The organism is Aeromonas sp. QDB62, assembly GCF_027705695.1.
In the GTDB taxonomy this organism is placed as follows: domain Bacteria; phylum Pseudomonadota; class Gammaproteobacteria; order Enterobacterales; family Aeromonadaceae; genus Aeromonas; species Aeromonas allosaccharophila.
Genome location: NZ_JAPDCD010000046.1, coordinates 25,320 through 37,239 on the forward strand (window position 1 = coordinate 25,320; position 11,920 = coordinate 37,239).

At 52.4% G+C, this 11,920-nt stretch carries 12 protein-coding genes and 1 pseudogene; all 13 read left to right on the forward strand.

Annotation, left to right across the window (positions count from 1 at the left end; all coding sequences use genetic code 11):
- Positions 1-5 precede the first annotated feature (5 nt).
- Entirely contained in the window at positions 6-698 is a 693-nt protein-coding gene (gene mtnN / locus OKC27_RS19105) for a 5'-methylthioadenosine/S-adenosylhomocysteine nucleosidase (RefSeq protein ID WP_234601599.1), read from the forward strand.
- On the forward strand, positions 695-1,657 hold the full coding sequence (locus OKC27_RS19110; protein ID WP_270806619.1) for a cobalamin biosynthesis protein CobD/CbiB: 963 nt from the start codon (positions 695-697) through the stop codon (positions 1,655-1,657). Before mtnN ends, OKC27_RS19110 begins: the two co-directional genes overlap by 4 nt.
- Positions 1,650-2,471, forward strand: a complete 822-nt coding sequence (locus OKC27_RS19115) for a cobalamin-binding protein (protein WP_270806620.1) — start codon at positions 1,650-1,652, stop codon at positions 2,469-2,471. Before OKC27_RS19110 ends, OKC27_RS19115 begins: the two co-directional genes overlap by 8 nt.
- 163 nt (positions 2,472-2,634) lie before the next feature.
- The gene (locus OKC27_RS19120) at positions 2,635-3,828 is read left to right on the forward strand and encodes a UDP-N-acetylglucosamine 4,6-dehydratase (RefSeq protein WP_270806621.1); all 1,194 of its coding nucleotides are present in this window, start codon (positions 2,635-2,637) and stop codon (positions 3,826-3,828) included.
- Positions 3,829-3,837: 9 nt separating this feature from the next.
- Positions 3,838-4,980: a LegC family aminotransferase gene (locus tag OKC27_RS19125; protein ID WP_270806622.1), complete on the forward strand. Its 1,143-nt coding sequence runs from the start codon at positions 3,838-3,840 to the stop codon at positions 4,978-4,980.
- Between the two features lie 2 nt (positions 4,981-4,982).
- Entirely contained in the window at positions 4,983-6,143 is a 1,161-nt protein-coding gene (gene neuC / locus OKC27_RS19130) for a UDP-N-acetylglucosamine 2-epimerase (RefSeq protein ID WP_270806623.1), read from the forward strand.
- Entirely contained in the window at positions 6,140-7,213 is a 1,074-nt protein-coding gene (gene neuB, locus OKC27_RS19135; RefSeq protein WP_270806624.1) for an N-acetylneuraminate synthase, read from the forward strand. The genes neuC and neuB overlap by 4 nt, the downstream gene beginning before the upstream one ends.
- Positions 7,206-7,850, forward strand: a complete 645-nt coding sequence (locus OKC27_RS19140) for an acetyltransferase (RefSeq protein ID WP_182937719.1) — start codon at positions 7,206-7,208, stop codon at positions 7,848-7,850. Before neuB ends, OKC27_RS19140 begins: the two co-directional genes overlap by 8 nt.
- Before the next feature lie 12 nt (positions 7,851-7,862).
- Positions 7,863-8,924: a nucleotidyltransferase family protein gene (locus OKC27_RS19145; protein WP_270806625.1), complete on the forward strand. Its 1,062-nt coding sequence runs from the start codon at positions 7,863-7,865 to the stop codon at positions 8,922-8,924.
- Positions 8,924-9,895, forward strand: a complete 972-nt coding sequence (locus tag OKC27_RS19150; protein ID WP_234601606.1) for a Gfo/Idh/MocA family protein — start codon at positions 8,924-8,926, stop codon at positions 9,893-9,895. Before OKC27_RS19145 ends, OKC27_RS19150 begins: the two co-directional genes overlap by 1 nt.
- A gap of 23 nt (positions 9,896-9,918) precedes the next feature.
- The gene (locus OKC27_RS19155) at positions 9,919-10,608 is read left to right on the forward strand and encodes an acylneuraminate cytidylyltransferase family protein (RefSeq protein WP_234601608.1); all 690 of its coding nucleotides are present in this window, start codon (positions 9,919-9,921) and stop codon (positions 10,606-10,608) included.
- The gene (locus OKC27_RS19160) at positions 10,608-11,378 is read left to right on the forward strand and encodes an oxidoreductase (protein WP_234601611.1); all 771 of its coding nucleotides are present in this window, start codon (positions 10,608-10,610) and stop codon (positions 11,376-11,378) included. Before OKC27_RS19155 ends, OKC27_RS19160 begins: the two co-directional genes overlap by 1 nt.
- A gap of 387 nt (positions 11,379-11,765) precedes the next feature.
- Positions 11,766-11,920, forward strand: a pseudogene (locus OKC27_RS19165) (IS630 family transposase); the annotation flags it as partial.

The following is an 11,920-nucleotide window of genomic DNA, read 5'->3' on the forward strand; positions in this document are numbered from 1 at the left end:
CAGCAATGAAAGTAGGTATTATCGGCGCCATGGAGCAAGAAGTAGCCCTGCTGCGCAGCCAGATGAGCAACCCCACCACCCTGCAACTGGGCGGCTGCGAGTTCTATCAAGGTGAGCTGGCAGGCAAAGAGGTGATCCTGACCCGCTCCGGCATCGGTAAAGTCGCCGCCAGCGTGGCCACCAGTCTGCTGCTGGAAAAATTCGCTCCCGACTGCGTCATCAATACCGGCTCTGCAGGCGGCTTTGCCCAGGATCTGCACATCGGTGACGTGGTGATCGCCAGCGAGATGCGCTTTCACGATGTGGACGTGACCGCCTTTGGTTACGAGATGGGCCAGATGGCGCAGCAGCCCGTCGCCTTCCCCTGCGACGAGAAGCTCATCGCTGTCGCCGAGGATTGCATCGCCGAGCAGGGCAAGCATCAGACCAAGGTTGGCCTTATCTGTACCGGCGATCAGTTCATGTGCAAGCCGGACGCCATCGCCAAGGCCCGCGCCGACTTCCCGCAAATGCTGGCAGTCGAGATGGAAGGTGCCGCCATCGGTCAGGTGTGCCACATGTTCAAGGTGCCCTATCTGGTGGTGCGCGCCATGTCCGACATCGCCGGCAAGGAACAGGTTGAATCCTTCGACGCCTTTATCGAAGTGGCTGGCAAACACTCCGCCGAGATGATCATCAAGATGCTCGGCAAGCTGTGATCGAAACCGGCTCGCTCGAACTGATGGCCGACGCCCTTCTCTCGACGACGGCGGCCATTCTGGTAGGGGCTGCCCTGCTGGAGGCGGTGATCCCGTGGCCATCCCATCTGCGGCTCTCGGCCATTACGCCCCTGCTGACCCGGCTGGGTCACAAGGTGCACAGAGCCGATGGCACGCCACGCCAGCAGCTGCAAGCGGGCATGCTGGCAATGCTGGTGGTCTGGGTACCCTGCGCAGCCGGGCTCTGGTCGTTGCGTAATCTGGCTCTGAGCGAGCCGCTGTTTGACCTGCTGTTTCTACTGCTGATGCTCGAATCCAGTCCGCTGCGCGAACTTGCCCATGCCACCCGCTCGCTCGCCACGCAGGAGACCCTGCCGCTGGCAAGATTGCAGTCCTCCCCCTGGCTCAAACGTGAGACCGGCAAACTTTCTGCCATGGGCATTGCCAAAGCGGTGAGCGAAAGCAGCGCCCTGCGCCTGGTGGGCCAATGGGCTGGCCCGCTGCTGGGATACGCCCTCGCGGGGGTACAAGGCGCCCTGCTCTGGCGGCTGACCCAGCTGATGAACCAGGGTTGGAGCATGAAGGATCCCGCGTTTGGCTATTTCGGCCGTGCCGCCAGCGCCCTCTATCAGGGGCTCAATGCCCCCACTATCCTGCTGCTGGGACTGCCGCTCCTGCTGCCCCGTATCAGGCAGGCCACGCAACTGCTGCGAAGTGGTGCGATCTGGCCCTACCCTGCTATCGGGATGCTGTTGACACTACTTGCTGACAAGTGCCGAATTCGCCTTGGTGGCCCCCGCTACTATCAGGGAACCTTGCAACGCTGGCCGGTACTTGGCAGCGGTCATGACCCCGATGGCGAGTCACCGCGCAAGCTACTCAATATTCTGCAAGCAATGGGCTGGGGCTGGTTGATGCTGGCGCTACTTGTCACGGTGGCGGGGTTATTTCATGGTTAGATGGCTGCGATTGCCAAGCTGGCTGTCCTGCACACTGCTGGCCTGGTTGCCCGGTGCGCTGCTGGCCGCAACTCCGAGCCGGGTGGTGAGCGTGGTTCCCCATCTTACCGAGCTACTTTACGAGATCGGTGCCGGTGACAAGCTGGTGGCCGTTGATGATGCCTCCGATTATCCCGCCGAGGTGAAAGACAAGCCCAAGGTGGCCAATTATCGCAGCATCAATGTCGAGGCGCTGCTGGCACAAAAACCGGACCTGATCCTGGGCTGGCGCTCGGCCCAGTCACGAATGCTGGCCCCGTTGGAGCAGCTGGGTATCCCGGTTTTCTACTCTGAGCCCACCGATTTTGCCTCGCTGGCCACCGAAATGCGGGCACTGGGCAAATTACTGGGTGTGGAAAAGAGTGCCGACGAAGCTGCCGATCGCTATCTGGCGCGCCTACATGACCTGCAACAGCGTTATGGCCAACCAACCGGCGTCAAGGTGTTCTACCAGCTCTGGTACCCGCCGCTCACCAGCGTCAGTGGCAATGCCTGGCCTGCTCAGGCCATCGAACTTTGCGGGGGGATCAACGTCATGGCGAATGCCAAGACCCCCTACCCTCAAGTGGACATGGAACAGGTGATCAGGGCCAACCCCGCGCTGATCCTGGCGGGGAGTCAAGATCCTGACGCCCTGCGTCATTGGCAAAAGTGGCCCAATCTGGACGCTGTAGCGCATCGGCGACTCGATTTGATCAACTCGGATGAGCTGCACCGCTTCACCCCGAGAGCCCTCAATGCGGTGGAGCAGATCTGTAGATCGATCAGACCGTAACATCCTTGAATCGAGATAATATATTGTCATTACAATCTAAAGTTGGCCCCAAAGTTGCAGACGCATGAAAGGCACTATGCCCATAAGCCTCTTTTAAGATGAGAAATGATGACATTCTCATAGTAATGACCTTCACTCTCTTGCCTTGCTCTGGTGACATAAAATGAACGACAAGATACTTGCCCTTATTGGTCGTAACATTTCCTTATTTACTCGGGATGTCCAACACGTAGATACACTGCTCTGGCAAACCGTGACGAACTCCCGATTCTTGGTATTGGGCGGGGCAGGCTCTATTGGTCAGGCAGTGACCAAAGAGATCTTCAAGAGAAATCCACGCAAATTGCATGTCGTCGACATCAGCGAAAACAACATGGTTGAGTTGGTACGCGATATCCGCAGCTCGTTCGGGTATATCGATGGTGATTTCCAAACGTTCGCGCTGGATATCGGCTCCATTGAATATGACGCATTTATCAAAGCCGACGGCGCCTATGATTACGTGCTCAACCTTTCTGCGCTCAAACATGTACGCAGCGAGAAAGATCCTTTCACGTTGATGCGTATGATCGATGTCAACGTATTCAACACGGACAAAACCATCCAGCACTCCATCGACATGGGAGTGAAAAAGTATTTCTGTGTTTCGACGGACAAGGCGGCCAATCCGGTCAACATGATGGGAGCTTCCAAGCGCATCATGGAGATGTTCCTGATGCGTCGCAGTGAGCAGATTACCATTTCAACCGCACGCTTTGCCAACGTGGCCTTCTCCGATGGCTCGTTGTTGCATGGCTTCAACCAACGCTTGCAAAAGCGTCAGCCCATCGTCGCCCCCAACGACATCAAACGCTACTTCGTGACCCCTCAGGAGTCCGGTGAGCTGTGCCTGATGTCCTGCATCTTCGGTGAGAACAGGGATATCTTCTTCCCCAAGCTCAGCGAATCCCTGCACCTGATTACCTTCGCCGACATCGCAGTGAAGTATCTGGAGCAGCATGGCTACAAGCCGTATCTATGCAAGGACGAGGATGAAGCCAGAACCCTGATGGCGAGCCTGCCTGAGCAGGGGATGTGGCCTTGCCTCTTTACCGAGAGCGACACCACGGGTGAAAAAGACTTCGAAGAGTTCTTCACGGACAAGGAAGTGCTGGATATGGCTCGGTTCGAAAACCTGGGCATCATCAAGAATGAACCCTCATATCAAAATGATCTGCTCAACCATTTCGAGCTGACCATTGCAGCCATGAAAACAAAATGCGCCTGGGACAAGAAAGAGATCGTCGAGCTGTTCTTCACCATGATCCCGGATTTTGGTCACAAAGAAACGGGCAAATATCTCGACGGCAAGATGTAAGGAATCGGTATGCATACCCAATTGATACGTTTTATTCGTGATACCTACAAAACCGATGACTTCATCCCCCTTCACGCCCCGACCTTTGCCGGCAATGAACGTCAATATGTGCTCGATACCCTCGAAAGCACCTTCGTTTCCAGTGTCGGTGCCTATGTTGAGCAGTTCGAGCAGCAAATAGCCACCTTTACCGGTTCAGCCCGTGCCGTTGCCACCATGAATGGCACGGCGGCGCTGCATATCGCACTCTACATGGCAGGTGTGCAGGCAGGGGATCTGGTGATCACCCAGCCCCTGACCTTTGTGGCGACCTGCAATGCCTTGTATCACATGGGCGCAGAGCCCGTGTTCGTCGATGTATCACGTCAGAGCCTGGGTTTGTGCCCCGTTGCCCTGGCCAACTGGCTGGAAGAGCATGCATCTCGCACCGAGACAGGCGCCATCCACAAGGCAAGCAGACGCCGCCTCAAAGCCGTCGTGCCCATGCACACCTTTGGTCATCCGGTTGAACTCGATGAACTTCAGGCAGTGTGCGAGGCCTGGGGCATCGCCCTGGTGGAAGATGCTGCCGAGAGCCTGGGTTCCTACTACAAAGGCAAACACACGGGGACGCTGAGTGCGTTTTCCGCCCTGAGTTTCAATGGCAACAAGATCATCACCACGGGTGGTGGTGGCATGGTGCTCTGCCAGAATGCCGAACAGGGGGCGCGCACCAAGCACATTACCACTACCGCCAAGGTGCCCCATCCGTTCGAGTTCTATCATGATGAACCCGGCTTTAACTACCGCATGCCCAATCTGAATGCGGCCCTCGGATGTGCACAGATGGAAGCCCTGCCGCAATTCCTGGCGCAAAAGCGGGCGCTGGCCATGCAGTATGCCGAGTTCTTCAAGGATCAGGCATGCCAGTTTGTGACCGAGCCTTCCTATGGACGCTCCAATTACTGGCTCAATGCGATTGTCTGTGAAGATCAAACCCAGCGGGATACGTTGCTGACCGAGCTGAACAAGGCTGGCGTCATGACCCGGCCCGTATGGAAGCTGATGCATCGTCTGCCCATGTTCTCCCATGCCCTGTGCGGGGAGCTGAAGAACGCCGAGTGGTTGGAAGCCCATCTGATCAACCTGCCCAGCTCGCCTGTCGAGGTCTGAACATGGCCAATACCATCGCCGTCTTTACTGGTACCCGCGCCGAATACGGGCTGCTCTATTGGTTGATGAAAGACATTGAGGCCGATCCCGAGCTGGATCTCAGACTCATTGTTTCCGGCACTCATTTGTCTCCCGAGTTTGGTCTAACTTACCAGCAGATAGAGCAGGATGGCTTCAAGATAGATGAACGCATCGAGATGCTACTCTCCTCCGATACTTCTGTCGGTGTGGTCAAGAGCATGGGAGTCGCCTTGCTCGGGCTGGCAGACGTGTTGGCACGGCAGCAACCGGATGTACTGGTGATACTGGGAGATCGCTTCGAAGCGCTGGCGGCCGCCCAGGCGGCCATGTTGCAGCGCATACCGGTAGCACACCTCCATGGTGGTGAGATCACCGAGGGGGCTTATGACGACGCCATTCGCCATGCCATTACCAAGTTGAGCTACCTGCACTTCACGGCAGCCGAGCCCTATCGACAGCGCGTCATTCAGTTGGGTGAGGCGCCGGAGCGGGTGTTCAACGTAGGTGCAGTCGGTCTGGATCACATCATCAAGACCCCGCTGCTGTCCATGGACGAGTTGCAATCTTCCCTTGGGTTTACGCTGGACTCACCGTTCTTCGTGGTGACCTATCACCCTGTGACTCTGGCCGATGAACCGGCCAAGGAGAGTTTCAGTGCCTTGCTGGCGGCCTTGGATAACTATCCCGACCATCAGGTCATCCTGACGTATCCGAATGCAGATGACGGTGGTCGAGCCATCATTCCACTGCTTGAGCTGTATGCGGCAGCAAATCCAGCACGCGTGCTGGCCATCCCATCTCTGGGTTACAAGCGTTACCTGAGCGCGGTGAAACACTGTGCCGCTGTGATTGGCAACTCGTCGAGCGGCATCATCGAAGTGCCCTCTCTGGGTGTTCCGACCATCGATATCGGTCAGCGTCAACAAGGGCGCCTGGCAGCGAAGAGCGTGCTGCATTGCGAGGCTAAGGCTGCGGCCATTACGCAATGTATTGCCCAGGCTCTGCAACCGATGGCTCCGGATGCTTATGTCAATCCTTATGGTGCTGGGGATGCCAGCAACCAGATCCTGGCGTGTCTGAAACACTTTGCCGCTCCCACCATCAAACAGTTCCATGATCTCGACAGGAGTCCGTCACCATGATCCGCATCATCGCCGAAGCCGGCGTCAACCATAATGGCGACGAAGCACTCGCCGTGGCGCTGATCGATGCCGCCCACCAGGCAGGCGTCGATGTCGTCAAGTTTCAGACCTTCAAGGCGGCCAATCTGGTGACCCGCCAGGCCAAGCAGGCTGCTTATCAAACCGCCAACACCGGCAAGGAAGAGAGCCAGTTTGCCATGCTCTCCCGCCTTGAGCTTTCGTTCGATGCCCATCTTCGTCTGATCGCCCATTGCGAGTCTCTCGGTATCGCGTTTTTGTCTACCGCCTTCGATACCGAGAGCCTGGACTTTCTGGTGAACAGGTTGAAGTTGCAGACCCTCAAGATCCCGTCCGGAGAACTGACCAATGCGCCTTTCGTACTGGCCCATGCTCGCACCGGTTGCGAGTTGATCATCTCGACCGGTATGGCCACGTTGGCAGAAGTGGAGGCGGCCCTAGGGGTGATAGCCTTCGGATTGACCGCGCCGCAGGATGCGCAGCCCGGTGAGGCCGCCTTCATGGCTGCCTATGCAAGCGAGGCCGGTCAGGCAGCTCTTGCCAACAAGGTGACCCTGTTGCATTGCACGACCGAGTACCCGGCGCCCATGGTGGATATCAACCTCAAAGCCATGGATACGTTGTCTCACGCATTCCGGTTGCCGGTCGGTTATTCGGATCACAGCCAGGGCATCACTATTCCCGTTGCAGCGGTGGCCCGAGGGGCCTGCCTTATCGAGAAGCACTTCACTCTGGATCGCAACATGGAAGGGCCTGATCACAAGGCTTCTCTAGAACCCGATGAACTGGCCGCCATGGTGCAGGGGATCCGCGATGTGGAACTGGCACTTGGGGATGGCATCAAGGGGCCACGCCCGAGCGAGATCAAGAACAAGGAGATCGCACGCAAGAGCCTGGTGGCTGCTTGCGACATTGAGGAGGGCGCCATCCTCTGTGCCGACAATCTCGCCATCAAACGCCCTGGCGATGGAATGAGTCCCTATGCCTACTGGCAGCTACTAGGGCAACCTGCAAAACATAGCTATCTGGAGGGTGAACCGATCTATGAATAAGCCACTGATTGTTCTGGGTGCTGGAGGACATGCTTCAGTGCTGGTGGATATATTGCGTAGTCAAGGGCGAATCCCAGTGGCTCTAGTCACTCCAAGCTTGGGGGCTGGACGTATCGTACTTGCTGATATTCCGTGTTGGAATGATGAAAGCAAGGTTCTGAGCTTCTCTCCGAATGAAGTTGAATTAGTCAATGGCATTGGCTCTTTACCTGGGCATGTGTTGAGAGCCGAAAAATTTTTCCATTACCAAGCATTGGGCTATCGCTTCGCCCAAGTTGTTTCGCCGCATGCCATGGTATCGAATTACGCTGAGTTAGCAGAAGGAGTTCAGGTCATGGCGGGGGCGATTATCCAAGCAGGATCCCGGATCGGCCCGAACACAATTATAAATACAGGCGCCATCGTGGATCATGATTGCCAAATTGGGGCCGATAACCATATTGCCACGGGCTCTGTCTTATCCGGAGGGGTGTTCACAGGGAGCCGCGTACATGTTGGCACGGGGGCTTCCGTCATTCAGGGAATCGATATCGGTGATGATGCCGTTGTTGGTGCGGGTGCCAATGTGACCCGTTCGTTGGGGACGGCGCAGATCGCATATGTTGCCAAAGGTATTGTTATGCCCATTAAGCAGTAGAGGAAGAGTTGAATGAGTAAGGATTGGGAAAAAGTCGTGTTGTCCACCAAGCACACTGTGCGGGATGCATTGGCAGTGATAAATGCAGCTGCATTGCGAATCTGCTTGGTCGTTGATGAAGAGCGGCATCTGCTCGGGGTTGTGACCGATGGGGATATCCGTCGTGCGATTCTGAGTAATGTGGAGTTGACCCAAAGCGTGACCGTGGTTATGAATCGCACCCCAATTACAGTGTCGGCCCATTTATCACATGTGCAACTACTAGAGACCATGCGCGCCTATAGTATCCTCTCTTTACCTATCCTTAATGAGTCCTGTCAGTTGATCGGACTTGAGACTTGGGAGCAGGCAACGAAGGAGCCGAGCTATGATAATCCTGTATTGATCATGGCGGGTGGCTTTGGAACCCGATTAAAGCCTCTCACGGACGCATGTCCGAAGCCTATGCTAAAAGTAGGTGATAAACCAATTTTGGAGACGCTGCTTAATCAATTTATTAAGGCCGGATTCAAAAACATTTATATCTCTACACATTATATGCCAGAGTTAATAACCAGTTATTTTGGTGATGGCTCTGCATGGGGTGTAAATATTACGTACATACATGAAATAAAACCGTTGGGAACTGGTGGAGCATTAGGGCTATTACCTAGCAATTTACCTAGCTTGCCACTAATCATAATGAATGGTGACGTGTTGACTACTATAGATTTTAATAGTCTTCTCGATTTTCATGTGAAGAATGGCTCAGATGCTACAATGTGTGTGCGTGAGTATAGTTATCAAATTCCTTATGGTGTGGTCACTGGGGATGGAAATAATATTGTAAGCATGACTGAGAAACCAGTATATCACTTTTTTGTTAATGCTGGTATCTATGTCGTTGCGCCTCATATTGTGCAATCAGTCCCGAAAGGAGAGTGTATTGATATGCCAACTCTACTTGAGAAACATATGTATAAAAACAAAAAGATATCTATGTTTCCTCTTCATGAGTATTGGCTGGATATTGGCAGGATGGAAGATTTCAACAGGGCTCAGTCTGATATTGCGACTCTGGGATTACAGTCATAATGGAGCGTATTGCAGTCATTGGCCTAGGTAATATATCTATTCGCCATAGAAAGAATATTAAATACATCTACCCTCTAGCTTCCATCTACGCTATGTCAGCAAGTGGTCAGGTTGCCGCAGCCGAGGTCAGTGATTGCGATGTATTTGTTTCTTCGGTAGAAGAATTAATTCAGCATCGTATTGAACTAGCAATCATAGCCTCCCCTGCGACATTGCATGCGGTTCACGCAATCCCTCTGATAGAGGCCGGTATTCCAGTCTTGATTGAAAAACCTCTCGCTGCATCACTTGCAGACTGCGAGGCCATCCAGGCTGCAAGTCGTGAGCATAATACTCCTGTTGCGGTCGGATACTGTCTTCGCTATTTACCGTCAGCATTGCTCATGAAGGAACTATTGGATGAGAAAAAAGTGGGGCGTTGCTACTATGCTAATGTCGAGATTGGACAATATTTGCCCGATTGGCGCCCCAACAAAGATTACCGCCATAGTGTCTCCGCCCGTGCGGAATTGGGTGGCGGGGTGTTATTGGAGCTCAGCCATGAGCTCGATTATATCCAATGGCTGCTTGGGCCACTTCAAGTGAAATATTCAAGTCTGTTCTCCTCCGAAGAACTTGGTCTGTCGGTTGAGGACATGGCAGATATCATGCTTGATGGCACAACGGGCACCATTACTACTGTTCACCTGGATTTTCTCCAACGAAAAGCGCATCGCAAATGCCGAGTGATTGGCAGTGAAGGTACGCTGGAGTGGGACCTTATTCAAAACTCGGTCTCATTGAGCTCGGCCAACGGTATTGAGGCCATTTATTGTGAGCCTGCTTGGGATAAAAATAAAATGTATCTCGGCATGATAACCGACTTTGTCAATCTTATTCAGGGTGCAAAAAATCACAGTATCTCTATCGATGATGCCACACAAACGGTTGCGCTGATTGAACAGATCAAAGCACACTCTCATCATCGATAACATGTAACCGGATCTCGAATCAGATGAAAAATTTCGCGTTCATTTTCGCCCGAGGTGGCTCAAAAGGATTGCCAGGTAAAAACATTCGCCCATTGGCGGGCAAACCCTTGATACAGTATTCTATCGAAACAGCTATGGCATCACCTTCTATTAGTCAGGTATTTGTCTCTACGGATGACCCAGCAATTGCATATGTTGCAGTCTCATTAGGAGCAGTTGTCATTGAACGCCCTGCAGAGCTCGCGACTGATACCAGCCCGGAGTGGCTTTCTTGGCGACATGCCATTGAGTGGGTTACTGCACATTATGGGGCATTTGATGGTTTTATCAGTTTGCCAGCGACCAGCCCTCTGCGTAGTGTGTTTGATGTTGAGGCGGCTATTACCAAACGTCATGAGCAGAATGCCGATATCTGTATCTCCGTCACACCAGCCAATCGCAGCCCCTATTTCAATATGGTGAAGGAAACAGTGGATGGATTCATTGAGTTAGTAAATAAACCCTCTTGTGAAGTTGTTCGTCGTCAGGATACCCCCCAAGTATTTGATATTACTACTGTGGTATATTCGACGACTCCAGCCTTTGTGTTAGGAAATTATGGAATATTCTCGGGAAAAGTAGCCAGTATCGAAGTGCCTAAAGAACGAGCAGTAGACATTGATGATATTTATGACTTCAAACTGGCAGAGGTTATTATAGGAGAATGGAAATAATGAAAGGTTTGTTAAAAAATAAGTGTTTTTTGGTCGCAGGCGCAGGTGGTTTACTGGGTTCTCGTCTGGTGCCATCCATCCTGGACCAAGGAGCTAACGTGATCGCGGCAGATATCAATGTTGATTTAATGACTCAACGTCTTATCAATCTGGGTGTCGATACTGCAGACGAAAATTTGAGGTTGATATCGCTGGATGTAACCTGTGAGGTAAGCATCAAGGCGTTCTTTGCACAACAGGAACATATGGATGGTGCAGTCAATGCTACCTACCCGAGAAACAAAACCTATGGCTCGCATTTTTTTGATGTATCATTTGCCAGCTTTAATGAAAATATGTCTCTTCATCTTGGTAGTGCTTTTTTGTTTACCCAGCAATGCGCTTCTTATTTCAAAAAGCACGAAACAGCATTTTCATTAGTCAATATATCATCCATATATGGCATAGTTGCGCCTAAGTTTGATATTTATCAAAATACAAAAATGACAATGCCAGTGGAGTATGCTGCAATAAAATCAGCTATACAACACTTGAGTAAATATGTAGTCGCATATGTCAATGACAGTCGTTTTAGAATTAATCTGGTCAGTCCAGGGGGGTTATTTGATAATCAGTCTGATATTTTTCGTCAAGCATATAAACAACAGACTTGTGGAACGGGAATGCTTGATGTTTCAGATGTTGTAGGTAGCATCATGTTTTTGTTGTCAGACCAATCCAGATATGTGACTGGGCAGAATATTGTCGTAGATGACGGTTTCTCTTTATGAATCTACATTTACGATATGCATATGCATTTTATAAAACCCGCATCACTCTAATAAACCGCTGCGGGATTTTTAATTAAAAATTTGCCAAAAATCAAACTCGGCATTACATATGACATTCTGGTTAAATTTGTATGAAGATGGTATTCACCTGACAGTTGCCCACAGAAGGGAGTGGTCATACGGCTTCAAGCCGGATAACAAAACGGCCCCCCTACCGTATTATCTGGAGTCGCCGTATGACCACCTACGAGAAAGTCGGACATCGCAAGCGCAGCCTGCTAAATTGCTGTTCCGAATAGTAGATCACTGGAGGAAGGGAACTCAGTCCAGTTTGTGCGATCTCATTAGTCGCCAAACCAAACAAGCCACACCTAAAGGACTGAGTTGATGCCTATCCTACCACCCCTGCCACGACCACAACGGCGCTGCATTCACAAAATCATCCATGCCACCCGTGATAAAGGGCATGCTCGTCGCTTGATGGCCATCTTGCTGTTACATGAAGGACGCACGATCACCGATGTTCATCACCTTACCGGCGC

Coding starts and splice junctions, on each gene's coding strand:
- OKC27_RS19155 (WP_234601608.1), top strand. CDS start 9,919: ATGAAAAATTTCGCGTTCATTTTCGCCCGAGGTGGCTCAAAAGGATTG.
- OKC27_RS19150 (WP_234601606.1), top strand. CDS start 8,924: ATGGAGCGTATTGCAGTCATTGGCCTAGGTAATATATCTATTCGCCAT.
- neuB (WP_270806624.1), top strand. CDS start 6,140: ATGATCCGCATCATCGCCGAAGCCGGCGTCAACCATAATGGCGACGAA.
- OKC27_RS19140 (WP_182937719.1), top strand. CDS start 7,206: ATGAATAAGCCACTGATTGTTCTGGGTGCTGGAGGACATGCTTCAGTG.
- OKC27_RS19120 (WP_270806621.1), top strand. CDS start 2,635: ATGAACGACAAGATACTTGCCCTTATTGGTCGTAACATTTCCTTATTT.
- neuC (WP_270806623.1), top strand. CDS start 4,983: ATGGCCAATACCATCGCCGTCTTTACTGGTACCCGCGCCGAATACGGG.
- OKC27_RS19125 (WP_270806622.1), top strand. CDS start 3,838: ATGCATACCCAATTGATACGTTTTATTCGTGATACCTACAAAACCGAT.
- OKC27_RS19115 (WP_270806620.1), top strand. CDS start 1,650: ATGGTTAGATGGCTGCGATTGCCAAGCTGGCTGTCCTGCACACTGCTG.
- OKC27_RS19160 (WP_234601611.1), top strand. CDS start 10,608: ATGAAAGGTTTGTTAAAAAATAAGTGTTTTTTGGTCGCAGGCGCAGGT.
- OKC27_RS19145 (WP_270806625.1), top strand. CDS start 7,863: ATGAGTAAGGATTGGGAAAAAGTCGTGTTGTCCACCAAGCACACTGTG.
- mtnN (WP_234601599.1), top strand. CDS start 6: ATGAAAGTAGGTATTATCGGCGCCATGGAGCAAGAAGTAGCCCTGCTG.